The sequence below is a fragment of the Streptomyces humicola genome, assembly GCF_024436035.1.
GTDB classification, from domain to species: Bacteria; Actinomycetota; Actinomycetes; order Streptomycetales; family Streptomycetaceae; genus Streptantibioticus_B; species Streptantibioticus_B humicola.
The window spans coordinates 88,717-112,284 of record NZ_JANFNG010000003.1; the positions used below are offsets into that span (position 1 = coordinate 88,717).

The following is a 23,568-nucleotide window of genomic DNA, read 5'->3' on the forward strand; positions in this document are numbered from 1 at the left end:
GGCCTGTGTGATCGGCTCGTAATATTGCTCCATGTCTTCGACCGAGTCGCCTGATGCCGCCCGGGCAGCCGTGGGTCCCGCCGAAGTAACGTCAGCCGCTGGCGCGGCGGTGCCGACGGGACCCCAGACACTCGACGGAGAGGTGGTCGGCTCGGTGTCGCTGCCCGGGCTGACGCTGACCGTACGGCGGCGGGCCGCGCAACGCGACGGGCTCTCGCCCGCGCTCTTCGTGCACGGCCTGGACGGCTCGTCGGACAACTGGTCGGCGCTGATGCGACGGCTGGAGGACGTCGTGGAGTGCGAGGCGCTCGACCTGCCCGGCTTCGGGTACTCGCCGCCGCCCGACGACGGCGACTACTCGATCAACGGGCATGCGCGGGCGGTCGTGCGGCTGGTCGAGGCGAGCGGGCGCGGCCCCGTCCATCTCTTCGGCAACTCGATGGGAGGGACGGTGGCCACACGCATCGCCGCGCTGCGTCCCGATCTTGTCCGCACGCTCACCCTCGTCTCGCCGGCACTGCCCGAGCTGCTGGTGCAGCGCACCGCGTGGTTCACCGTCCTCGCCTCGGTGCCGGGCCTGCCTCAGCTGTACGCGCGCGCCTCGCGGGGCTGGCCGGGCGATCGGCGGGCGCGTGCGCTCGCCGAACTCGTCTACGGCGATCCCTCCTCGATCCCGCCGGAGGAGCTGGCGGCCGCGGCGCGCGAATCCGAGCGGCGGATGGCGCTCCCGTACTACTGGGACGCGCTGATCCGCTCCACGCGCGGCATCGTCGACGCATACACCCTCGGCGGCCAGCACTGCTTGTGGCGGCAGGCGGAACGGGTGCTCGCGCCGACCCTGCTGGTGTACGGCGGGCGCGACAAGCTGGTCTCGTTCCGCATGGCACGCAGGGCGCTCAAGGCCTTCCGTGACGCACGCCTCGTGGCGATCCCCGAGGGCGGGCACGTGTGCATGATGGAACACCCGGATGTGGTGGCCCGTGCCTTCCGTGATCTGCTCGCGGAGACCGCCGAGCGGGAGCAGGGCTCATTCACACGGTTTTGACATCCGCTGTTGAATCATTCAATCTTCTCGGCATGCCGAAGTATCGTCACGCCATCGAGCCCGCCAGCATCGAGCTGGCGCTCATCGGCGTGACCTGGCTGTGCGTGGCCGATATCCACTGTCGCTGACCCCGCCCGTCCCCGACGCGTAGAGGCCGAGCCTCCGCTCAGGGACACCGTCTTCCGCGGGCGCAGCCTTTCCTGCCACCATGCTTGCCGTGCCGGCCGTCGCTCCCGCCTGCGGATTTCCCGTCACCCGTACACAGTTCGTGTCGCCGTGATCCGCTCGACGCAGCGAAAGGCTCGTTCCGATGTCCCACCATCCCCACAGATCCCGCCGCTTGGCCGCGGTGGCCGTCAGCGCCGCCCTCCTCGGAGGGGCCGCCGCCTGCGGCCCGAAGAGCGGGGACACGAACTCGGCCGACGCCACGCCGCACAAGGGCGGCACGCTCTACGTCCTCAACCAGAACCCGCAGAACGAGTTCGACCCCGCCAGGCTGTACACCACCGGCGGCGGTGACGTGCCCTCGCTTGTCTTCCGGACGCTGACCACCCGCAACCGGGTGAACGGCGCGGAGGGCACCAAGGTCGTGCCGGACCTCGCCACCGACACCGGCGAGCCTTCGCAGAACGCCACGGTCTGGACGTACCACCTCAAGAAGGGCTTGAAGTTCGAGGACGGCACGCCCATCACCTCGGCCGACGTCAAGTACGGCATCGAGCGCTCCTTCGCCCCCGAGCTCTCCGGCGGCCCGCCGTACTTCCGCGACTGGCTGGTCGGCGGCGCCGGCTACCAGGGTCCGTACAAGGACCCCCAGGGCCTGGACTCGATCGCGACGCCCGACCCCTGGACCATTGTCTTCCACCTCACCAAGCCCGAGGGCGACTTCCCGTACCTCGCGACGATGACGCAGTTCGCGCCGGTGCCCAAGGCGAAGGACACTGGGACGAACTACTACAAGCACCCCATATCCTCCGGCCCGTACGAGGTCGCGGAGAACCAGAACGACGGTGTGCACCTCATCCTCAAGCGCAACCCGTACTGGTCGACGGCGACCGACAGCCAGCGCAAGGCCTATCCCGACACGGTCGACGTGCTCGCCGGGCTCGACCCCTCGGTGATCAACCAGCGGCTTTCCGCCGGCACCGGCAACGACGCGGACGCCGTCACCACCGACACCAACCTCGACCCGGCCGAACTCGCACAGGTCAGCTCCGACAAGCAGCTCGCATCGCGGGTCGGCACCGGCCACTTCGGCGAAACCTACTACCTCGCCTTCAACCCGAAGGTGAAGCCGTTCGACAACATCAAGGTGCGTGAGGCCATCGCCTACGCGATCAATCGCACCTCGGTCGTCAACGCGGCCGGCGGCTCCTCGCTCGCCGACCCCGCCACCACCTTCCTGCCCGACCAGGCGGCCTTCGGCTACACGCCGTACGACCCCTTCCCGGCGGGCGCGACGGGCAACCCGGCCAGGGCCAAGGAGCTGCTGAAGGAGGCCGGTTACCCGAACGGGCTCACCGTCAATCTCACCCACGAGAGCGACGACGCCGACTACAAGGGACCGGCCCTTGCCACTGCCGTGCAGGACGCGCTGAAGGCCGCCGGGATCACGGTGAAGTTCACCGCCGTCCAGGACGACAACTACGACAACACCATCGACTCGACCAAGACCGAGCCGGGCTTCTTCCTTTCCGGCTGGGGCGCCGACTGGCCCTCCGGCGCGCCGTTCCTGGCGCCCATCTTCGACGGCCGTCAGATCGTCACCAACGGCTCCAACTTCAACTCTGCCCAGCTCAACGACCCGACCGTCAACGCCACCATCGATCGGATCAACACGCTGACCGACCACGCCGCCGCCGCCAGACAGTGGGGCGCGCTCGATCAGCAGATCGGCCAGGAGGCGCTGGACGTGCCGCTCTTCCACCCCATCTACAAGCGGCTGTTCGGCAAGAACATCCGCAACGTGGTGATCGAGGACTGGGACGGACGTCTCGACCTCGCCGAGGCAGCGGTCAAGTAATGAGCACGCAAGACCTGTTGACCGGGGGTACGCCTGCGATCGCGGGCGCATCCCCGGCCGCCGGGCCCCGGCAGGTGTGGCGGCGGCTGCGCTCGCAGCGCGCCGCCCTCGCGGGCGCGATCGTCATCGCCCTGCTGGTGGTGGTCGCGGTCGCCGCACCGCTGCTGACCGCCCTCGAGGGCCAGGACCCCAACACGTACCATGACTCCCTTGTCAACTCCGCGACGGGCGGCGTCCCGATCGGCTCCTTCGGCGGGGTCAGCGCCCAGCACTGGCTCGGCGTCGAACCGGGCACCGGGCGCGATCTCTTCGCCCGCCTCGTCTACGGGGCGCAGATCTCGCTGCTCGTCGCCGTCGGTGCCACCCTGGTCGAGGTGGCCGTCGGCGTCGGGGTCGGCCTGGCCGCGGGCCTCGGCAACCGCCTCCTCGACCAGCTGCTCAGCCGGACCACCGACGTCATGCTCGCGCTGCCCTGGCTGCTCTTCGCCATCGCGCTGATCGCGATCGTGCCCCCTGGCTTCCCGCGCCCGCTGCTGCTGATGCTCGCCATCGGTCTATTGGGCTGGGGCGGGATTTCCCGCATCGTGCGGGCCCAGACGCTGACGCTCAAGGAGCTCGACTACGTGGCGGCGGCGCGGCTCGGCGGCTCCGGGCCGTGGCGGATCGCGCGACGCGAGCTGCTGCCGACACTGACCGCACCCGTGGTCACCTACGCGGCGCTGCTGCTGCCGGCGAACGTGGTCGGCGAGGCGTCCATGTCGTTCCTCGGAGTCGGGGTTCAGCCGCCGACGTCGTCGTGGGGGCAGATGCTCTCCTCGGCGACCACCTGGTTCCGTGAGGACCCGACGTACGTGCTGCTGCCCTCCGGGCTGATCTTCGTCACCGTCCTCGCCTTCACCGTCCTCGGCGACGGGATACGCACCGCACTCGACCCGCGCGCCGCCTCTCGCTTGCGCGTCGGCACGGGACGGAAGAGGGAGGCGCAGTCATGAAGGGCTATCTGCTGCGCCGGTTCATCGGCATGGTGTCCGTGCTGCTGGCGCTCTCCCTCGTCGTCTACGCGATCTTCTACATCGCCCCGAGCAATCCCGCCCAGCTCGCCTGCGGGCTCAAGTGCAGCCCGGCACAGGTGGCGCAAGTTCGCCAGCGACTCGGTCTCGACGCCCCCGTCTACCTGCAGTACGCGCGCTTCCTCGAGGGGATCTTCGTGGGACGCGACTTCTCTACGGGAACGGGCGTCATGCACTGCAACGCGCCCTGTCTGGGCATCTCCTACCGCACCGGCGAACAGGTCACCAGCATGCTCGCCACCCGGCTGCCGGTGACGGCGTCCCTCGCGCTCGGCGCGATGGTCGCCTGGCTGCTGCTCGGCGTGGGGACGGGGCTGGTCTCCGCGTTGCGCCGAGGCCGCTTCACCGAGCGGGCGCTGACCACGCTCACCCTCGCCGGAAACTCCCTGCCCGTCTTCATCATCGGCCTGCTGCTGCTCATCGTCTTCTGCTCGGTGCTCCAGTGGCTGCCGTTCCCCACGTACGTGGGACTCAGCCAGGATCCGCAGCAGTGGTTCTGGGGGCTGCTGCTGCCGTGGACGACGCTGGCGCTCTACGAGTCCGCCAAGTACGCGCGCCTGACGCGGGCTTCGATGCTGGAGACGCTTGCCGAGGACCACATCAGGACCTTCCGCGCCTACGGCGTCGGCGAGCGCCACCTGATCACCCGGCATGCGCTGCGCGGAGCGCTCACCTCGGTGATCGCGCTGTCCGCGATCGACCTGGGCACGATGTTCGGCGGTGCCGTGCTGACCGAATCGCTCTTCGGACTTCCCGGGATCGGGCGGCTGCTGGTGTATTCGGTGCAGATCGTCGATCTGCCGGTGGTCGTCGGGGTGACGCTGGTCACCGGGGTCTTCGTGGTATTCGCCAACGCCGTCGCGGACGTGCTGTACGCGGTGGCCGACCGACGGGTGGTGCTGACATGAGCGCGCAGCCTCAGGCCGAGCCTTTGGTGGAGGTGAGCGGGCTCACCGTCGAATTCCCCGTCGGCGACGGCGTCGTCAAGGCCGTCGACGGTCTCGACTTCACCCTCGGCGCGGGGCAGGCGCTCGGGATCGTCGGCGAATCCGGATCCGGCAAGAGCGCAACCGCGTTCAGTCTGCTGGGCATGCACCGCGGGACGGGCGCACGGATCGGCGGCTCGGTGCGGGTGGCGGGCGTCGACCCGCGCACCGCGGAAGGGGACGAACTCACCCGGCTGCGCGGCGGCCTTGCGGCGATGGTCTTCCAGGACCCGCTCTCCGCCCTCGACCCGTACTACGCCATCGGTGACCAGATCGCCGAGGTCTACCGGGTGCACACGAAGGCAACGCGGCGCGCCGCCCGCGCCCGCGCCGTCCAGGCGCTCGACCGGGTCGGCATTCCGGACGCCGCGAGGCGCTCCCGTTCCCGGCCGCACGAGTTCAGCGGTGGCATGCGGCAGCGCGCGCTCATCGCGATGGCTCTCGTCTGCGAGCCCCGGCTGATCATCGCCGACGAGCCGACCACCGCCCTCGACGTGACGGTCCAGGCGCAGATCCTGGACCTGCTGCACGAGGTGCGCACCGAGAACGGCACCGGGCTCATCCTCGTCACCCACGACCTCGGAGTGATCGCGGGGAGCGTCGATGACGTGCTGGTGATGAAGGACGGGCGTGCGGTGGAGCGTGGCACCGTCGCCGAGGTGCTGGGCGCGCCCCGCGAGAGGTACACCCGGGCGCTGGTTGACGCCGTGCCCAGGGTGGACGCCGCACCGCCGCCGCGCGCGGCGCCCGGGCGTGAGGTGCTGCTCGAAGCGGACGGCCTGCGACACACGTTCGGCCGCCGCGGCGCCGCAGTGACCGCGGTCGACGATGTGTCGCTGACCGTGGGGCGCGGTGAGACGATCGGCATCGTCGGCGAGTCCGGCAGCGGCAAGACCACCCTTGGCCGGATGCTCGTGCGGCTTGTGGAGCCCTCCGCAGGCCGGATCCGTTACGAGGGGCGGGAGATCGGCCGGCTGCGGGAGAAGGAGCTGCGACCGCTGCGGCGCGAGCTGCAGATGGTCTTCCAGGACCCGGTCTCCTCGCTCAACCCGCGCCGCAGCATCGGCGAGTCGATCGCCGATCCGCTGCGCGCGGCGGGCGAACGCGACGAGAAGCGGATCGCGGCACGCGTCGGCGAGCTGCTCGAACGGGTCGGTCTCGACCCCGACTGGTACCACCGCTATCCGCACGAGTTCTCCGGCGGCCAGCGCCAGCGCGTCGGCATCGCCCGGGCACTGGCCCCCGGCCCGAAGCTGATCGTGTGCGACGAGCCGGTCTCGGCGCTCGACGTCACCACGCAGTCGCACGTCGTGGAGCTGCTTGGGGAGTTGCAGCGCGACCTCGGGCTGTCGCTCGTCTTCATCGCCCACGACCTGGCGGTGGTGCGGCAGGTGAGCGACCGGGTGGCGGTGATGCGCGCGGGCCGCATCGTCGAGGAGGGCACGGCCGACCAGGTCTACGGCGCTCCCCAGCACCCCTACACCAAGGGGTTGTTGGCGGCGGTGCCGGTACTGGACCCGGAGGAGTCGGCGGCCCGGCGGGAGTCGCGGCTCGCGAGCGCGTAGCGAAGCGGTTGCCATCCCCGGCGTTCGCCCCGAGGCGAAGACGAGCTTGCGTCCTACCGCAACGGGCGGGCGTACACGCAGAACGGTTGCGGGGGTGGAAAGTTACGACCGTTCACCCCTTTTGGTGGCGCGGTGGACAACCGTCCGCCGCGCCACTGCCATGTCGGCATAGCGTCACCCCGTCGACTTACACCTGGTCACGAGGGGGTGCGTTCATGCGCATTGCGTTGCTCACGGAAGGCGGCCTTCCGCAGCCGTACGGCGATGCCTCCGCGTGGTGCGACCGTCTCGTACGCGGGCTCGCGGGCCAGGACTTCGAGGTGTTCGCGCTCGCCCGCGCACCCGGGGAGGTGCCCGGGGGGAGGCCCGAACTCCCGCCGCAGGTAAGGGCCGTGCACATCCTCCCGGTCTACGGGGCGCCACCGGCGGACGGGGCGCGCATTCCGCGGCGGCGCTTCCTGGAGTGCTACCAGGAGTTCGTGGCGGCGCTCACCGTGCGCCCGGACACCTCCGCCCTCCCGTCTCCCGCCCCTGGCCTGCGGCATGGGGGACCCCGCACCCTCAACGGAGGCGCTGCGCGCTCCTCCACCGATCAGGCGGACCGTTTCGCCGCAAGTCTGTACGGACTTGCCGAGCTCGCCCGTGAGCACGGCGGCCTCCCCGCCGCGCTCCGCTCCGAGACAGCGATCCGGGCGCTCGAAGCCGCCTGCCGCGCACCCGGCGCCGAACCCCTCGTGGGCGGCGCCCAGGTCCGCGATCTGCTCACGGCGAGCGCGCTTCTGGAGCGTGCCCTGCGGCCACTCTCCGTGCCCTGGTACGGGGAGTGCGCGGCGTACGAGGCGTCGTATGCGGCGTATGAGGCGCACGAAGGCGGAACGCTCGCGTCCGCGGATCTGTGCCATGCCACGACGGGTGGACCCGCAGCGCTGCCCGGGATCGTCGCAAAACGATTCTGCGGAACGCCGCTCCTCATCACCGAGTACGCGGTCCGGTTGCGCGAGCACTACCTCGGCGAAGCCGCGAGTGAACTGCCCACGCAGGTCAGGGCGTTGCTTGCGGCCTTCCACCGGCTGCTCGCGGGCGAGGTGTACCGCCAGGCGGATCTGATCACCCCCGGCAATGCCCACGTCAGGCGCTGGCAGGAACGTTGCGGTGCGCCGCGTACGAAGATCAGGACCGTCCATCCGGGCATGGACGCCGGACCGCTCGCCGCCGTGGGCGAGGCCGCGGAGGCGGGTTTGCTCGACGCCGACGAGCTCACGCTCGCATGGGTGGGGCGCGCCGGACCGGACAAGGATCTCGTCGGGCTGCTGCACGCGTTCGCCGACGTACGCAAGGAAGAGCCCAGCGCGCGCCTGCGCATCATCTCGGCCGATGTGGAGGAGCGCGCAGACGACAGGGGCGGCGAGGACACTGCGAACGACGGACCGTCCCCCGAGTGCCTGGACTCCTGCCGTGCCCTCGCCGCCCAGCTCTTCCCCGACGAGGCGGCCGACGCGGTCTCCGTCGGCGAGAATCCGGTCTCCTTCGAGGAGGTCGGCTCGCCGTACGTGCCGGAGCGCGCGGACGCGTACGCGGCAGGTGCCGTCGTCGTGCTCTCCAGCGTCGTGGAGGGGTTCCCGCTCTCCCTCGTGGAGGCGATGTTCTGCGGCCGGCCCACCGTCTCCACCGACGTCGGAGCCGTCCGCGAAGTGATCGGCGGTACCGGCCTCGTCGTCCCGCCGCGCAACCCGCGGGCGCTCGCCGAGGCGTGCGTCGAGCTTCTGCGCGACCCCGAGCGCCGTGCGCGCCTGGGCGCGGCGGCACGCGCCCGCGCACTCGAACTCTTCACCGTCGAACAGAACATCCGCGCCTTCCGGGAGATCTACCTCGACCTGGTCGCCCATCGCGAACCTGCCGCCGCGGAGACCGACGCCGTCCCGTTCGCGCTGCCGGCCGAGGCCCATCTGCCCGGCACCTGGACGGGGACGCCCGGACGGCCCCGCCGCGGCCCGGCCTGGGCGGCCCGGGGCGAAAGGGAGTACGCATGACCGACGCACCCCGCCTCGATCCGCCACCCCGCCTCGATCCGCCACCCCGCCTCGATCCGCCACCCCGCCTCGACGAGCCACCACGCCGCAACCAGCCACCCCGCCTGGCCGAACCCCCTGGGCGCAACGCCGCGCCGCGCCCCTACGAGCAGCCACGGCGCCGCAGCCCGGCCGATCCCGTGCTCGCGTTGATGCACCGTCACTACGACCTGTGCGCCCGCGCGGTCGACCCGCTGGAGATCGCCGCCGCGCTCGAAGCCCACGGCGTCACCGATCGCGCGGCGGCCCGCTTCCGCCACCGGGACGTCTTCTCGCTCGCCGAGGAGCTGTACGCCCGCGTGCCGCGCGAGCCGGCGGACGGCTCCGCCGCCTCACCACCGCCGCAACCGGAGCTCCCTGGCCGGCTGACCGCGCGGCGGGCGGCGCTGCATCTGCTGCCCGGCCTCCTCTGTGCCGCCGGGGTCGTCGCCTCGCACCTGCTCGCCGCGGTGCCGTACGGACAGGCTGCGGAAGCCGCACTCGTCCTCGTCCTCGCCCTGCCGGCCGCCCGCGCCGCGGTGCGCCACGGGCCGCTCCGCGCGGGCAGCATGGGCGGTAACGCACTGTGGACGTGCTGGCTGCTCGCCTTCGGGCTCTACGGGGCGCAAGGGGTGACCACGCTGCTCGACGCGCGGTCCTCCGGTCCGACGGCGGGCCTTCCCGGGCTGCTCGTCCCGGCATTCGCGCTGCTGCCCGCCGCCTGGTGCGCGCGCCGCTATGCGCTGCGCACGCGGGCACGGCTCGCCGACAGCCACGGGCTCGCCGAGTTCGCCTCCGAGGTGAGGCCGCTGCTGGTGCGCACCTTCGCGCTCTTCGGCGTTGCGCTGCTCGTCCTGCTCGCCGCCGCGTACACCGCCGTCACGATCCTCGCCCCGGCCCAGGCCGCGCGGCGCCCCGATCCCGTCGATCTCGTCGCGCTCGCCGGTAGCGCACTCCTCGGCCTGCTGCTCTTCGTCGCCCAGCTGCTCTCCGTCCACGGCTTCCCGGCCGTCGCAGCCGCCGGAACGGGAGCCGCGTGCGCCCTCGAAGCGGCCGCCCTCGTCACCGCCGCACTCCAGCGGCTGCCCGGCCTGCACGCCGCAGGCCGCCCGTTGCGCGATCTCGTCCGTGCGGCGGGCCCCGGCTCGGTCCAGGCCGTCGCGTGCACCGCAGCCGTCGTCGCGCTGATCGCCTGCGCGCTCCCGGCACTCTGCCGGGTCTCCGCACACGCGACAGCCGACCTCACGGACCCCACCTCACAAGAAGCCTGACCCCACAAGAAGCCGTAGGAGCAGAGAAGACATGACGCACCACCGACAGCACGTGGGCGGAAGCCGATGAGAGTGTTGCTGCTCGGCGCCGACGGATTCCTCGGCCGCCATGTGGCCGAACGGCTGCTCGCCGACCCGGCCGTCCAACTCACGGCGCTCGGCCGCCGCGACGACTCCGACGTCCGGTTCGACCTGGCGAGCGGCAGCCCTGGCGCCCTCGCCCGGTTCTTCGACGCCGTGCACCCCGGCGTCGTCGTCAACTGCGCCGGCACCACCCGCGGCAGCGCCCGCGACCTGGCACGTCACAACACCGTCGCGGTCGCGAGCATCTGCGAGGCGCTGCGGCGCAGCAGCTGCGGAGCGCGGCTCGTACAGCTGGGCTGCGCCGCCGAGTACGGGCCCTCGCAGCCGGGTTCGTGCACGGCGGAGGACGCCACGCCGCGGCCGGGAGGCCCGTACGGGGTGAGCAAACTCGCCGCCACCGAACTCGTCCTCGGCTCCGGCCTCGACGCGATCGTGCTGCGCGTCTTCTCCCCGGTCGGCCCCGGCACGCCGCCCGCCTCGCCGCTGGGCCGCCTCGCCGAAGCGCTGCGCCGTGCGATGCAGAACGGCGACGGCGAGTTGAAGCTCAGCGGACTCGGCGTCCAGCGCGACTTCGTGGACGTGCGGGACGTGGCACGCGCCGTCCACGCGGCCTCGCTCTCCGCCGCTCAGGGCGTGGTGAACATCGGCACCGGTCGCGCGGTACGGCTGCGTGACTCGGTCGCCAACCTCGCCCGCGCCGCCGGGTTCGCCGGCTCCCTGCACGAGCTGGACGACCCCGCGGTGCTGCCGGCCGCGGGCTCCGCCCCGTACCCCGACGGCTGCGGCGTCTGGCAGCAGGCCGATGTGCGCACCGCGCGCGACCGGCTGGGCTGGCGCCCCCGTATCGCTCTCGACGAATCCCTCGCCGACATCTGGATGGAGGCGGCATGCCGCATCTGACCATCGACGTCGCGGGCTTCGGTGTCCCGGCCCACGCCCACCCCCTGGTCGCACCCTCGGAATGGGACGCACTCGCCCGCCCCGACGCGCCTGTCCACTGGGTCGTGCTCAATGTCGACGACGGGCCCGGCGCCTGCCCCGACCCCTTGTACGCGAAGGCGGTGGCGCGGCTGCGCGAGGCGAGGGTGCGAGTGCTCGGCCACCTCGATGCGGCGTACGGGGACCGGGGGTTCGCCGAGCTCGTCTCCGACGCCCGCCACTATCTGGACTGGTACGAGGTGACCGGCTTCTACCTGGACCGTGCGCCGCAGACCCGGGACCGGCTCCCGGAGTGCCGGCGGGCGGCGGCGACGCTCGAAGCGCTGCTCGGCCGCGGCGACGGCCACATCGTGCTGGGGCACGGCACCCATCCGTACCCCGGCTTTGCGGAGATCGCCGATCAGCTCGTGACGTACTGCGGGCCGTGGACCGGCTACCGCTGGTCGGAGGCGCCCGAATGGACGGCGGGCTATCCACCGGAGCGTTTCTGCCATCTGGTCCACGGGGTGCCGCGGCCGCATCTGGAGGAGGCGATGCGCATCGCCCGCTGGCAGGGCGCCGCCAGCGTCTACTTCACCGACCGCACGGATGGTGCGGATGATGAATACGCGACCTACGCGACCGATGCGGCGCGTGATGCCGTGGGGAGGGGGTTCGATCCCTGGGAAGGGCTGCCCGCATACTGGGACGAAGCGGCACGAATACTCCGGGATCAACCACCTCCCAGTCGCTGAATGCCCCGGATGCCCGGCATTTGGGCCGCAATCGTCTCGCGGACCGGACCGGCGGTCTCGGAATGCCGACGGTCGTGGCACTGTTACGGGGAGAGTAACCGTTGTCCTACCGATCCGGAGTCCCCGTGACGCTGCCACCCTTGGTCGAGCCGGCTTCCGAGCTCACCGTCGACGAGGTCCGCAGGTACTCCCGCCACCTGATCATCCCGGATGTCGGGATGGACGGGCAGAAGCGGCTGAAGAACGCGAAGGTGCTCTGTGTGGGCGCCGGCGGTCTGGGTTCGCCGGCGCTGATGTACCTGGCCGCCGCCGGCGTGGGCACTCTCGGCATCGTCGAGTTCGACGAGGTCGACGAATCGAATCTGCAGCGCCAGATCATCCACAGCCAGGCCGACATCGGCCGTTCCAAGGCCGAGTCCGCGCGCGACACCGTGCTCGGCATCAACCCGTACGTCACGGTCAATCTCCACGAGGAGCGCCTCGACTCCTCGAACGTGATGGAGCTGTTCGCGCAGTACGACCTGATCGTCGACGGCACTGACAACTTCGCCACGCGCTACCTGGTCAACGACGCCTGCGTGCTGCTGAACAAGCCGTACGTGTGGGGCTCGATCTACCGCTTCGACGGCCAGGCGTCGGTCTTCTGGAGCGAGCACGGTCCGTGCTACCGCTGCCTGTACCCGGAGCCCCCGCCGCCCGGCATGGTCCCGTCGTGCGCCGAGGGCGGCGTGCTCGGCGTGCTGTGCGCGTCGATCGGCTCGATCCAGGTCAACGAGGCGATCAAGGTGCTGACGGGTATCGGCGAGCCGCTGGTCGGCCGCCTGATGATCTACGACGCCCTGGAGATGAAGTACCGCGAGGTCAAGGTCCGCAAGGACCCGGAGTGCGCGGTCTGCGGCAAGAACCCGACCGTCACCGAGCTCATCGACTACGAGGCCTTCTGCGGAGTCGTCTCGGAGGAGGCCCAGGAGGCCGCCGCCGGTTCCACGATCACGCCGAAGCAGCTGAAGGAGTGGATCGACGGCGGCGAGAACATCGAGATCATCGATGTCCGCGAGCCGAACGAGTACGAGATCGTCTCCATCCCCGGCGCCCGCCTGGTCCCGAAGAACGAGTTCCTGATGGGCAACGCCCTTCAGGACCTCCCGCAGGACAAGCGCATCGTCCTGCACTGCAAGACCGGCGTACGGTCGGCCGAGGTGCTCGCCGTGCTGAAGAACGCGGGCTTCGCGGACGCCGTCCATGTCGGCGGCGGCGTGATCGGCTGGGTCAACCAGGTCGAGCCGCACAAGCCGGTGTACTAATCAGCCGTCCGGCTGACCAGTGAGGCAGAACAGGCCCACGGCTCTGACCAGTTCAGATGCCGTGGGCCTGTGCCATTGTTGGTCGGCGTTGGCTGACGTCATACGGCCCAGCGACGGCCCGGCCTCGGAGGGGCCCCTTGATGCCGCACGTGATCACGCGGGCGGTGGTCCGAGACTTTGGGCGGGAGCCGCCATGGGCGAGAGGTCATGGGGCCGTAAGCCGCACCGCGAATCGGGCTGGCTGCTCGCCTGACGTCGCGTCGTTATGTGGCGGGTGGTTGGGGTGTGACGGAGGGTGCCTGGTCCCGGCGGCAGATGGTGATCGTGTAGGTGACATTGCCGGTGGGCACGGGTCCGGGTGACCAAAGTCTGACGAGAGACACGAGGGAGCGGTTCGCTCTACAGTGCCACCAGGGTGATTTCGGTGGCCTTGACGCTGACCCAGACGGTGCCGCCCTCCGCGAGGGCGAGTTCGGCCGCGGCGGAGGCGGTGATCTCGGCGAGCGCGTCGAGCCCGTCCGATGTGACCAGCGCCCGCATCCGGCTGCCCAGTGCGGTGAGTTCGCGCACCTGCCCCTGCCATACATTGCGCGGGCTTCCCGAGGGCCGTACCCGGTGCAGGGAGACCGCCTCGGGACCGACCACGGCGAGCGCCGCCGTCCCCTCGGGCAGCGGTTCCGCCGCCACCAGACGAGCCCCGCCGGGAAGTTCGAGGCCGTCCGCCTTCGCGGTGCCCGCCCACGCGTTTCGGCCGAGCATCCGTGCCACCCACGGCGAACGGGGGTGACGGGCGACATCGGCGGGCGATGCGTACTGCACGGCGCGCCCGTCCTCCAGTACGAGCACCCGGTCGGCGAGCGTGACGGCCTCCACCGGATCGTGCGTGACGATCAGACAGGCCCCGGTGAACCCGGCGAGGTGCTCGCGCAGCGTGTGCCGCACCTTGGCGCGCGTCGTCTGGTCCAGCGCGGCGAGCGGTTCGTCGAGCAGAAGCAGGCGCGGGCGCACGGCCAGTGCACGCGCCAGCGCGACGCGCCCGGCCTGCCCGCCGCTGATGCGCCCCGGCTTGCGGTCGGCGAGGTCGCCCACGCCGAGCCGGTCGAGCCACAGCTGCGCCTGCGCGCGCGCCGACCGGCGTGGCACGCCCTGGGCGCGCAGCCCGTATGCGGTGTTGCCCAGCACCGTCAGATGCGGGAAGAGCGCACCGTCCTGCGGGACCCAGGCGACACCGCGCTTGTGCGGCGGTGCCCCGGCCGCGTCCACCGCGCCCAGCAGCAACTGCTCCGCATGGGCGCGGTGGGTGAGGCCGAGCAGTGCACGCAGCAGCGTGGTCTTGCCTGCGCCGTTGGGGCCGACGACGGCGACGGTGGTGCCCGGTTCGGCTTCGAGGGAGAGCCGGGTGAAACCGGTCACGGTGGTCTTGAGCGGCCAGCGCTCGGGCGGCGGCTCCGTGGGCACGGTGGCGGATGCGGCGGGCGCCGGAGCCTCCGCCTCGGCCTCGACCGCATCCAGTACCGCATCGGGTGCTGCGGCCGGAGCCGGGTCGGCGGCCGTGGCGGTCCTCGCCCCCGACCCCGTCCAGCGGCCGCGCAGCCCGGTCAGCACGACCATGGCCACCACAAGAAGCAGCAACGAGACGGAGGTTGCCCCCTCGGGGTTGTCCTGGAGCAGCAGATAGACATTGAGCGGAAGCGTCTGCGTCACCCCGGGGAGATTGCCCGCGAAGGTGATCGTCGCCCCGAACTCTCCGAGTGCGCGCGCCCAGCACAGCGCCGCCGCCGCGACGAGGCCGGGTGCGGCCATGGGGACGGTGACGGTGAGGAAGGCACGCAGTGGCCTTGCGCCGAGCGAGGCCGCCGTCTCCTCGTACCGCGGGTGGAGCGAAGTGAGCGTGCCTTCCAGGCTGATGACGAGGAACGGCATCGCGACGAAGGCCGCCGCGACGACCGCGCCGGGCGTGGAGAAGGGGAGGGTGACACCGAAATCGGCGAGCAGCGGTCCGAGCAGCCCCCTGCGGCCGAACCCCATCAGCAGCGCGACACCGCCGACGGTGGGCGGCAGCACCATCGGGAGCATGACGAGGGCGCGCACCGCCGGTTTGCCGGGGAAGTCGACGCGCGCCAGGATCCAGGCCAGCGGCACCCCGAGAACGACTGCGAGGCCGAGCGCCCACAGCGAGACGGTGAGCGACAACCAGAGCGCCTGGGTGACTTCGGGGCTGGTCAGCTGGTCCGGGAGGGTGGACCAGGGGGTGCGGGCGAGCACACCGGCCAGCGGCAGCGCCAGGAAACAGACCGCTGCCAGCGCGGGGAGTACGAGGGCGATCGGCAGCCTCGCTGCCGCCGCCGGCCGGGTGCTGGTCACGGTTGCTGGAAGCCGTAGCTGCGCAGGATCTGCTGCCCCTGTGCGGAGGAGAGGAACGCCACGAAGGAGGCGGCGGCCGAAGCGTCCTTGGAGGTGTTGAGGGTGGCTGCGGGGTAGGAGGCGATGGCGTTCTGCGCGTCGGGGATGGTGACGGTGGCGACCTTGCCCTTGGCCGACTCCGCGTCGGTGATGTAGACGATTCCGGCGTCGGCCTCGCCGAGCTCCACCTTGGTCAGCACGGCGCGAACGTTGGTCTCCAGCGACACCGGCTTGACGTTGAGGTGCTGCTCCTGCAGCACCTTCGCGCCGTAGTTGCCGACCGGCACCTGCGGGGCGGCCAGGTCGACCTTCAGACCCGGCTTGGCGAGGTCGGCGAGACTGGTGATCTTCTTCGGGTTGCCGGGGGCGGTGACGATGGTCAGCCGGTTCTTGGCGATGATCGTCGGGGTACGGGTGTCGCTCTTGAGGCCGTCCATCGTCTTGGTGTCGGCGGTGACGAGGACGTCGGCGGGCGCGCCCTGGCCGACCTGCGCGGCCAGCTCCTGCGAGCCGGCGTAGGAGAACTTGATGGTGGTGCCGGGGTGGGCCTTCTCGTAGGCCTTGCCCTCGGCGTTGAAGACATCGGTGAGCGAGGCGGCGGCCAGCACGGTCAGGCTCGCCGGCTTGCTGCTGCCGGTGGAGGAGGAGCTGGTCGCCGCCGACTTGCTGCCACCGCAGGCGGCGAGCGGGATGGCGAGGGCGGCGGCCAGCAGCGGCAGAGCCAGCTTCCGGCGGCGGGGCATGTGGCGGGGCATCGTGTCACTCCAGGCGCTAGGGCGCGGTCGTTCAGGCGCGGTCGATATGGACGTTGGTGGACTTCACGCGGGCCACGGCCTCCATGCCGACTTCGAAGCCCAGCTCTTCTACGGCTTCGCGGGTGAGGAGGGAAACGAGGCGGTGCGGCCCGGCCTGGATCTCGACCTGGGCCGCGACGTCCCCGAGCTTGACGGCGGTGATGATGCCGGGGAACGCGTTACGGGCGGAGGTGTACGGGCCGTCGGCCTCCTCGGCACTCGCCTCCTCGGCGAGCGTCACGGAGAACGCGGCCAAGTCCCGGCCGTCGATCAGCCGTTTGCCGGACTCGTCCCGATGGGTCGGGATCCGTCCCGCGTCCGCCCAGCGGCGCGCGGTGTCCGGGCTGACGCCGAGCAGTCGCGCTGCCCGGCCGATGGTGTAGGACCGCATGTGCGGCACGTTAGAGCTGCAGGGACCGCATCTGCAAGAAAATTCGGTCGATGAGACTGGTAGATGCGGGCGTGGCTGTAGCTTCCTCCGATGCTAGAGGGAGCCCTTCTTCGTGAGATACGTGAAGGAGGCCCACCCGGGCAGCACGGGCACCCAGAAGGTCAGCAGCCGGTACAGCAGCGTCGCCGACAACGCGGTGGAGGCGGGCAGCCCCGCGAGGGTGAGGGCACCGGCGATCGCGGCCTCGATCGGGCCGACACCGCCCGGCGTGGGGATCGCCGAACCCGCCGCGTTGGCGACGAGGAAGACGACGGCGATGGTCGCGAAGCTGAGCGACTGCCCGAACGCCCGCACCGAGGTGTCGAGGCAGGCCATGAACGCCAGATTGAGCAGCAGGATGCCGCTGATGCCGCTGATCAGTTTCGTCGGACGCTGCAGCAGATCGAGCATGCGGGGCACGACACCGGCGAACAGCGCCCGCACCCGCGTGACGACGAACCTGCGCAGCTGCGGTACGGCGGCGACGACCAGCACCAGCACGGCCGCGGTCAGCAGCCCGCCGATCACCGCCCTGGACGGCGAGAGCGACGGCGTGTGCTGCGTGCCCGTGACGTAACCGAAGGCCAGCAGCAGGGTGAGGTGGCTGCACGCCGTGGCCAGCTGCGAGGCGCCGACACTGGCGACGGCGAGGCCGGGACGCACCTTGTTGCGCTGCAGGAAGCGGGTGTTGAGCGCGACACCGCCGATCGCGGCGGGCGCGACGAGTTTCACGAACGAGCCGGCGATCTGCGCCATCACCGCGCGCCAGAACGGCACTTTCTCGGGGACGAACCCGAGCAGGCTCATCGCCGCCGCAATGTAGGTGAGCGCGGCGAAGGCGAGCGCGGCCACCACCCAGAGCCAGTGGGCCTGGTGGACCATGGCGCCCAGTTTGATCGTGATGAGCTGGGAGAGCAGGTAGTACGCGGCGATGACGCCCGCGATCAGGCTGACCAGGGTGCGGCCCCTGATCCGTTCCAGCCGAGCGGGGACGGCCGGGGCCTGCGGTCTGATCAACAGCACCTGGCGGCGGATCTGGGCGAGCATGTCGTCCTCGTGGGCCTGCTCCACGGCCTCGTCGAGAGCCCGCTTCTCGGCGTCCTTCTGGGCCTTGGCCTCCGCCTTGCTGGCCTTGCGGTCCTTTGCGTCGTCCGTGTCACCGGCGGACGAGGACTTGCGGGCGTGGAAGGCGGCGAGCACCGCCTCGCGTTCGCGTTCCGCCCGCTCCTTGGCGAGCCTGCGGAGCGTGGCGCGGGTCGAACGGCTCAGCGCGATCGGCTGCAGCAGGGGGAGGCTGTCGGCGACCGCGTCGGTGCCGAGGACGCGCAGCGCCGAGGCGACCGAGCGCTCGGCGCCTGCACGCAGCGCGAACGTGGTCAGCAGCTGGGCGATGTCCATCCGCAGGACGATGTCGCCCGCGGCGATCTCCCCGCTGCGCAGGTCGGTGACGTAGAGCGTGCCGGAACGATCCACCAGGAGCGACTCGCCGGTCAGCCGGCGGTGGGCGATGCGCCGCGACTGCAGCGCCTTGACCTGCTCCCAGGCGGCGTCGAGCACGTCGTCGGTGATGTCGTCGTCGGTGAGGGAGTCGAGCGTGCGGCCGTCGATGTGCTCGTAGACGAGCATCACCGCGTCCGGGCCGAGCTCGGAGGTGGCGATCAGCTTGGGGGCATGCGCTCCGGCGGAGATCGCGGCGTAGGCGAGCAGCGCCTCCTGCTCCAGCGCCTGGCGCAGCGACTGCAGGCTGCGGCGCTCGGTGATGCCGCGCAGCTGCATCCGCCGCCAGACCCGGTAGAAGAAGCCGTGCGCCTGCTGCTCGCGGTCGACGACCGTGATGTCGAGCGGTGGCCCGTCCTCCAGGGTGACCAGATAGCGGCGGCCGCGTTCGGAGTCCGATGGTTCGACGCCGTCGTCGAGGCGCTGGGCCGTGAGCGGCGCGAAGCCGACGCGGCGCAGCCCGGCGAGAAGGGTGCGGCCGGTGGGCCGCACGTTGGGCGAGCCGACCGTGTAGACGGTGCCGTATGCCACCGTCCAGCCGATCAGCACGGTCACCAGGATCGAGAACGGCGTGGTGTAGCCGCCGACGAGCACCGCGAAGGCGTCGAGGACGAGCACGCACCACAAGGCGATGCGCCAGCGCGGGCGCCGTGCCATGCCGACGGCCGTCATGTATGCGATGACGGGCGCGAGATACCCGTGCACGGGATCGGTGATTCCGCCGCTCGGCGCGGTACGCGTGAGCGCGTCGCGGATCGCGGCGGGGGCGGAGCCGGTCACCCACAGATCGCCGGCGAGGGACACGCCGTGCGCGAGGACGGCCGCGAGCACACCGTCGGCGACGCGCAGCCCGTCCCTCTTGATCAGCCGCTCGACCGCGAACGCGACCGGGACGATCAGGACGGCGACGCTCGCGGTGAAGCCGGCGAAGCTGATCAGGAAATTGGGGGCGTTGTTGGTGCCGCGTGAGATGTCCTGCTCGACACCGGTGGTGGTGCCGTGCGCGAAACCGGCGATGCCGAGCACCACGGCAATCCCCACGATTCCCATGAGGAAGCGCAGCAGGTCCACCGGCCGGTGCACGCGCGCGGCCAGCAGCGGCTCGTCGCCCGCGACCTCGTCGACGTGCGCCACGTGCTCGCCGTGCGGCTCCGGCGGGGTGCGGTCGTCGTCGCCCGGGGGATCAGGGGGATCGGTGGAGGGGGTCGGCGAGGCGGGCTCGGGCGCGGGCTCGGACACGGACCCGGGGGCGGGCTCGGGCCCGGTTGCGGGCATGCCCGAGGCATCGCGCAGCGCATCACTTTGCTCCGCGCTCATCTCTCCCGCCGTCGCATCTTGATCTCGTATCACCAGTCACCGCCCGGACGATGGTGGCATGGCCGATCCCCGTACGGGGGCATGAGGGTGCATTTCGGGGTGGTGAACGCCGGATGATATGCGCCCCTGCACCCCGCGGGACGTGCGGCAGGATGGCCTCGATGACTGAGGCTGCGATGACTGAGAACAGCAAGATCCCCGAGTATGCGGAGCGGGTGCTGCACGTCGCCGAGCTGATTCCGCGCGGCCGCGTGATGACCTACGGCGACGTCGCGGAGTGGCTGGAGGAAGGCGGTCCCCGTCAGGTGGGCCGGGTGATGGCGCTGTACGGGGGCGCCGTGCCCTGGTGGCGCGTGGTGCGCTCGGACGGTGTGCTGCTGCCCGGCCACGAGCAGCGCGCGCTGGCGCACTACCGGGAGGAGGGTACCCCGCTGCGCGGCGCCTCCCGGGCGGCGCAGGGCCACATCCCGCGTGTGGACATGGCGCGGGCCCGCTGGGACGGCCCGGTCGGCGACGAACCGGCTGACGAACCGGGCTACGAACCTTGGGACGGCGACGGATGACCTGCACCTCACACCATCCAGCTTCCGCCATCCGGGGCCCAAGCATGCTCCGGGCGGCCCATACCGCCCGTAAGGCGTAATCCGTTCGCGAATGGTCGACCCGCCTGCGGCCCGCATGCGGCGTGGCGTACCGTCGGCACCCGAACGGAACTCACGGAACCCCCGAACCACGTGACATCCTCCATCTCGTCCGTCCCGACCGTGCCCGCACCGCCCGTGGCCACGGGCGGTTACCGCCTGCTGCGCACACCGCCGGCCCCCCCGGTGCCCCCTGATCTGGACGCCCGCCAACGCGCTGTGGTTGAGCACGCGAACGGGCCGCTTCTCGTGCTCGCCGGGCCCGGCACCGGCAAGACCACCACCCTCGTCGAGGCGGTCGCCGAGCGCGTGCGCCAGGGGGCCGACCCGGCGCGCCTCCTCGTCCTCACCTTCAGCCGCAGGGCCGCGCTCGAACTGCGCGACCGGATGACGGCCCGCCTGACCGGGACACAGGCGCAGGCGCAGGCCCCGCAGGCGACGACGTTCCACTCCTTCTGCTACGCCCTCGTCCGCGCTCACCAGGAACCCGAGCTGTTCGCCGACCCGCTGCGGCTGCTGTCGGGACCGGAGCAGGACGTCGTCGTGCGTGAGCTGCTGGCCGGCCACAGCGAGGGTCTCGGCTCGGTGCGCTGGCCCGACGAGCTGCGGGCCTGCCTGACCACCCGTGGCTTCGCCGACGAGGTGCGGGCCGTGCTCGCCCGCAGCCGTGAGCTGGGCCTCGGCCCCAATGAGCTCGCCGCCTTCGCCGAGCGGGCCGGACGCCCGGACTGGCGGGCCGCGGCCGGTTTCCTCGCCGAGTATCTCGACAACCTGGACGCGCAGGGCGTCGTCGACTACGCGGAACTCGTGCACCGCGCCGTGCTCCTCGCCGGGCGCCCCGAGGTCGCGGCCCGCCTCGCCACTGCCTACGAGGCGGTCTTCGTCGACGAATATCAGGACGCCGACTCCGCCCAGATCCGGCTGTTGCACGCGCTCGCCGGCTCCGGCCGTACCCTCGTCGCCTTCGGCGACCCCGACCAGTCGATCTACGCCTTCCGTGGCGCCGACGTCGGCGGCATCCTCGGCTTCCCGCACGACTTCCCGCGCGCCGACGGCCGCCCCGCCCCCGTCGAGGTGCTGCGGGTCAGCCGCCGCTCCGGGGCCGGGCTGCTCGCCGCGACCCGGCTGATCACGCGCCGGATGCCGCTGGGCCGGCTGCCCGCCGAGGCGGTACGCGCGCACCGCGACCTGACCGCCGTGCGGGACGGCGGCCGCGTCGAGGTGCTCACCTACCCGACGCCGGGCGCCGAGACCGAGAACATCGCCGACATCCTGCGCCGGGCGCATCTGGAGGACGGGGTGCCCTGGAGCGGGATGGCCGTCCTCGTGCGCGCCGGCGCGCGCTCCATTCCCGGCCTGCGCCGGGCGCTGACCAATGCCGGTGTACCGGTCGAGATCGACGGCGACGACCTCCCGCTGCGCGAGGAACCCGCCGTCGCGCCGCTGCTCCTCGCCCTGCGCGCCGCCGCGCAGGCGGCACTGCGCCCCGACGAGGCCGCGGACACGCCCGCCGCGCTCCCCGTCGACGAAGCCCTCACGCTGCTCTCCTCGCCGCTGGGCGGAACGGACGCCACCGACCTGCGCCGTCTCGGCCGTGCCCTGCGCGACGAGGAGCGGGGCGCGGGGGTCACCGTGCCCCGGCCCTCCGACGTCCTGCTCGCCGAGGCGCTGGCCGAGCCGGGACGGCTCGTCGCCCACGATCCGTCGTACGCCCGTGGTGCCCAGCGGCTCGGGCTGCTGCTGCAACGCGCCCGCACCGTGCTCGCCGACGGCGGCACCGCGGAACAGGCGCTGTGGGAGCTGTGGGACGGCACGTCGTGGCCGCAGCGCCTGGAACGCGCGGCAGCCCGCGGAGGCGCGGCCGGCCGCAACGCCGACCGCGACCTCGACGCCGTCTGCGCGCTGTTCGAGACGGCGGCCCGCGCCGAGCGTTCGGGCGGGCGCGGGGCCCTCAACTTCCTCGACGAGCTCGCGGCCCAGGACATCGCCGCCGATGTCCTCAGCCGCCGCACGGCCCGCCTCGAGGCCGTGCGGCTGATGACGGCCCACCGCTCCAAGGGGCTCGAATGGCGGCTGGTCGTCGTCGCCGGGGTGCAGGAGGGGCTGTGGCCGGATCTGCGCCGCCGCGGCTCGCTCCTGGAAGCGGACAGGATCGGAGGCGACGGCCTCGCCGAGCCGCTGCCCGCGGGCGCCCTGCTCGCCGAGGAGCGGCGGCTGTTCTACGTCGCCGCGACCCGCGCCAGGGAGCGGCTCGTCGTCACCGCGGTCAAGGCACCGGCGGACGACGGTGACCAGCCCTCCCGTTTCCTCACCGAACTCGGCGTCGAGCCACGGGACGTGACGCACCGCCCCCGCCGCCCGCTCGCCGTCTCCGCGCTCGTCGCCGAGCTCCGCGCCACCACCGTCGACCCGCAGGCCTCGCCCGCGCTGCGCAAGGCGGCCGCCGAGCGCCTCGCGCGCTTTGCCGCGCTGCGCGACGAGGAGGGGCAACCCCTCGTGCCGGCCGCGCACCCGCGCCGCTGGTGGGGCCTTGACGAGCCGACCCGGTCGCAGATCCCGCTGCGCGACCGCGAACGCCCAGTGACCCTGTCCGGCAGCGCGCTCGACCAGCTCGTCAACAGGTGTGCGCTGCAATGGTTCCTGGGGCGTGAGGTCAAGGCGGACGAGCTGCCCACCGCCGCCCAGGGATTCGGCAACGTGGTGCACGTCCTCGCCGACGAGGTCGCCTCCGGCCGCACGGCGGCCGAACTCGACGTGCTCATGGCCCGGTTGGACTCCGTCTGGGACGCACTCGCCTTCGACGCGCCGTGGAAGTCGCGGCAGGAGCGCGAGCAGGCGCGCGCCGCACTGGAACGTTTCCTGCGCTGGCACGTCCTGGAACGCGGCCGCGAGGTGGCGGGCACGGAGCACGGCTTCGACGTGACGCTGGCAGCGGGCGAGTACGAGGTACGGATCCGGGGCAGCATGGACCGCGTCGAACGGGACGCGGAGGGCAACGCCTACGTCGTCGACTTCAAGACCGGCAAGGGCGCCCCCACCGCCGCGGAGGTCGCCGGCCATCCCCAGCTCGCGGTCTACCAGCTGGCGGTGGCCGAGGGCGCGGTGGACGACGCCTTCGACGGCCGGCGCCCCCGCCCGGGCGGCGCGGAGCTCGTCCAGCTTCGCCAGGGTGCCCCCAAACGGGACGGCGGCGATGCGCTGCCGAAGGTGCAGGCACAACCGGCGCTCGACGGCGACTGGGTGGGCGAGCTGTTGACGACGGCGGCGGCCAAGGTCCTGGACGAACGCTTCACGCCCACCCCCGGCCGGCACTGTACGACCTGCGCCTTCCGCAGCAGCTGCAGTGCCCGGCCCGAAGGCCGTCACGTCATCGAGTGAGACGGCCGCGCTGTCAGTGGTGCCCGATAGCCTCACTCG

17 protein-coding genes are annotated in these 23,568 nt (G+C 71.9%); 13 read left to right on the forward strand and 4 right to left on the reverse strand.

Going from position 1 to position 23,568, the window contains the following annotated elements:
- The first annotated feature begins 31 nt into the window (after positions 1–31).
- The 11 genes from NGB36_RS06440 to moeZ all read left to right on the forward strand — a co-directional run bounded on the left by NGB36_RS06440 (position 32) and on the right by moeZ (position 13,069).
- A complete protein-coding gene (locus NGB36_RS06440; protein WP_255919118.1) occupies positions 32–1,045 on the forward strand; it encodes an alpha/beta fold hydrolase in 1,014 nt (337 codons plus the stop codon).
- 32 nt (positions 1,046–1,077) lie between these two features.
- Positions 1,078–1,173: an Ms4533A family Cys-rich leader peptide gene (locus tag NGB36_RS33695; protein WP_372509384.1), complete on the forward strand. Its 96-nt coding sequence runs from the start codon at positions 1,078–1,080 to the stop codon at positions 1,171–1,173.
- 182 nt (positions 1,174–1,355) lie between these two features.
- The gene (locus tag NGB36_RS06445) at positions 1,356–3,068 is read left to right on the forward strand and encodes an ABC transporter substrate-binding protein (protein ID WP_255919119.1); all 1,713 of its coding nucleotides are present in this window, start codon (positions 1,356–1,358) and stop codon (positions 3,066–3,068) included.
- The gene (locus NGB36_RS06450; protein ID WP_255919120.1) at positions 3,068–4,060 is read left to right on the forward strand and encodes an ABC transporter permease; all 993 of its coding nucleotides are present in this window, start codon (positions 3,068–3,070) and stop codon (positions 4,058–4,060) included. Before NGB36_RS06445 ends, NGB36_RS06450 begins: the two co-directional genes overlap by 1 nt.
- Positions 4,057–5,046: an ABC transporter permease gene (locus tag NGB36_RS06455; protein WP_255919121.1), complete on the forward strand. Its 990-nt coding sequence runs from the start codon at positions 4,057–4,059 to the stop codon at positions 5,044–5,046. Before NGB36_RS06450 ends, NGB36_RS06455 begins: the two co-directional genes overlap by 4 nt.
- Positions 5,043–6,689 (forward strand): dipeptide ABC transporter ATP-binding protein, encoded by a 1,647-nt coding sequence (locus NGB36_RS06460; protein WP_255919122.1) that lies wholly within the window; start codon positions 5,043–5,045, stop codon positions 6,687–6,689. The genes NGB36_RS06455 and NGB36_RS06460 overlap by 4 nt, the downstream gene beginning before the upstream one ends.
- Positions 6,690–6,904: 215 nt before the next feature.
- Entirely contained in the window at positions 6,905–8,719 is a 1,815-nt protein-coding gene (locus NGB36_RS06465; RefSeq protein WP_255919123.1) for a glycosyltransferase, read from the forward strand.
- Positions 8,716–10,008 carry a hypothetical protein gene (locus NGB36_RS06470; protein ID WP_255919124.1) on the forward strand — a complete coding sequence of 431 codons (1,293 nt, stop codon included), beginning with the start codon at positions 8,716–8,718 and terminating at the stop codon, positions 10,006–10,008. Before NGB36_RS06465 ends, NGB36_RS06470 begins: the two co-directional genes overlap by 4 nt.
- A gap of 66 nt (positions 10,009–10,074) precedes the next feature.
- Positions 10,075–10,992 carry an NAD-dependent epimerase/dehydratase family protein gene (locus NGB36_RS06475; RefSeq protein WP_255919125.1) on the forward strand — a complete coding sequence of 306 codons (918 nt, stop codon included), beginning with the start codon at positions 10,075–10,077 and terminating at the stop codon, positions 10,990–10,992.
- A complete protein-coding gene (locus tag NGB36_RS06480; RefSeq protein ID WP_255919126.1) occupies positions 10,980–11,765 on the forward strand; it encodes a spherulation-specific family 4 protein in 786 nt (261 codons plus the stop codon). The genes NGB36_RS06475 and NGB36_RS06480 overlap by 13 nt, the downstream gene beginning before the upstream one ends.
- Before the next feature lie 125 nt (positions 11,766–11,890).
- Positions 11,891–13,069, forward strand: coding sequence for an adenylyltransferase/sulfurtransferase MoeZ (moeZ, locus tag NGB36_RS06485; protein WP_255919127.1), 1,179 nt, complete (start codon positions 11,891–11,893; stop codon positions 13,067–13,069).
- Positions 13,070–13,468: 399 nt separating this feature from the next.
- On the opposite strand, the gene NGB36_RS06490 is transcribed toward moeZ, so the two are convergent.
- The 4 genes from NGB36_RS06490 to NGB36_RS06505 all read right to left on the reverse strand — a co-directional run bounded on the left by NGB36_RS06490 (position 13,469) and on the right by NGB36_RS06505 (position 19,510).
- A complete protein-coding gene (locus NGB36_RS06490; RefSeq protein WP_255919129.1) occupies positions 13,469–15,433 on the reverse strand; it encodes an ABC transporter permease in 1,965 nt (654 codons plus the stop codon).
- The gene (gene modA / locus NGB36_RS06495; protein ID WP_255919130.1) at positions 15,430–16,215 is read right to left on the reverse strand and encodes a molybdate ABC transporter substrate-binding protein; all 786 of its coding nucleotides are present in this window, start codon (positions 16,213–16,215) and stop codon (positions 15,430–15,432) included. Before modA ends, NGB36_RS06490 begins: the two co-directional genes overlap by 4 nt.
- 43 nt (positions 16,216–16,258) lie before the next feature.
- Positions 16,259–16,657, reverse strand: a complete 399-nt coding sequence (locus tag NGB36_RS06500; protein WP_255919131.1) for a TOBE domain-containing protein — start codon at positions 16,655–16,657, stop codon at positions 16,259–16,261.
- A 93-nt stretch (positions 16,658–16,750) separates the two neighbouring features.
- A complete protein-coding gene (locus tag NGB36_RS06505) occupies positions 16,751–19,510 on the reverse strand; it encodes a flippase-like domain-containing protein (RefSeq protein WP_255919132.1) in 2,760 nt (919 codons plus the stop codon).
- Positions 19,511–19,671: 161 nt separating this feature from the next.
- On the opposite strand from NGB36_RS06505, the gene NGB36_RS06510 reads away from it, so the two are divergent.
- Positions 19,672–20,073 (forward strand): MGMT family protein, encoded by a 402-nt coding sequence (locus tag NGB36_RS06510; RefSeq protein WP_308288809.1) that lies wholly within the window; start codon positions 19,672–19,674, stop codon positions 20,071–20,073.
- Between the two features lie 171 nt (positions 20,074–20,244).
- Positions 20,245–23,529 carry an ATP-dependent helicase gene (locus tag NGB36_RS06515; RefSeq protein ID WP_255919133.1) on the forward strand — a complete coding sequence of 1,095 codons (3,285 nt, stop codon included), beginning with the start codon at positions 20,245–20,247 and terminating at the stop codon, positions 23,527–23,529.
- Positions 23,530–23,568 lie beyond the last annotated feature (39 nt).

Bases quoted from the DNA above. Each gene is read 5' to 3' on its own strand.
- NGB36_RS06500 (WP_255919131.1), bottom strand. From the start codon at position 16,657: ATGCGGTCCTACACCATCGGCCGGGCAGCGCGACTGCTCGGCGTCAGC.
- NGB36_RS06510 (WP_308288809.1), top strand. From the start codon at position 19,672: ATGACTGAGGCTGCGATGACTGAGAACAGCAAGATCCCCGAGTATGCG.
- NGB36_RS06475 (WP_255919125.1), top strand. From the start codon at position 10,075: ATGAGAGTGTTGCTGCTCGGCGCCGACGGATTCCTCGGCCGCCATGTG.
- NGB36_RS06465 (WP_255919123.1), top strand. From the start codon at position 6,905: ATGCGCATTGCGTTGCTCACGGAAGGCGGCCTTCCGCAGCCGTACGGC.
- NGB36_RS06450 (WP_255919120.1), top strand. From the start codon at position 3,068: ATGAGCACGCAAGACCTGTTGACCGGGGGTACGCCTGCGATCGCGGGC.
- NGB36_RS33695 (WP_372509384.1), top strand. From the start codon at position 1,078: ATGCCGAAGTATCGTCACGCCATCGAGCCCGCCAGCATCGAGCTGGCG.
- NGB36_RS06480 (WP_255919126.1), top strand. From the start codon at position 10,980: ATGCCGCATCTGACCATCGACGTCGCGGGCTTCGGTGTCCCGGCCCAC.
- NGB36_RS06505 (WP_255919132.1), bottom strand. From the start codon at position 19,510: ATGAGCGCGGAGCAAAGTGATGCGCTGCGCGATGCCTCGGGCATGCCC.
- NGB36_RS06470 (WP_255919124.1), top strand. From the start codon at position 8,716: ATGACCGACGCACCCCGCCTCGATCCGCCACCCCGCCTCGATCCGCCA.
- modA (WP_255919130.1), bottom strand. From the start codon at position 16,215: ATGCCCCGCCGCCGGAAGCTGGCTCTGCCGCTGCTGGCCGCCGCCCTC.
- NGB36_RS06440 (WP_255919118.1), top strand. From the start codon at position 32: ATGTCTTCGACCGAGTCGCCTGATGCCGCCCGGGCAGCCGTGGGTCCC.
- NGB36_RS06455 (WP_255919121.1), top strand. From the start codon at position 4,057: ATGAAGGGCTATCTGCTGCGCCGGTTCATCGGCATGGTGTCCGTGCTG.
- NGB36_RS06445 (WP_255919119.1), top strand. From the start codon at position 1,356: ATGTCCCACCATCCCCACAGATCCCGCCGCTTGGCCGCGGTGGCCGTC.
- NGB36_RS06460 (WP_255919122.1), top strand. From the start codon at position 5,043: ATGAGCGCGCAGCCTCAGGCCGAGCCTTTGGTGGAGGTGAGCGGGCTC.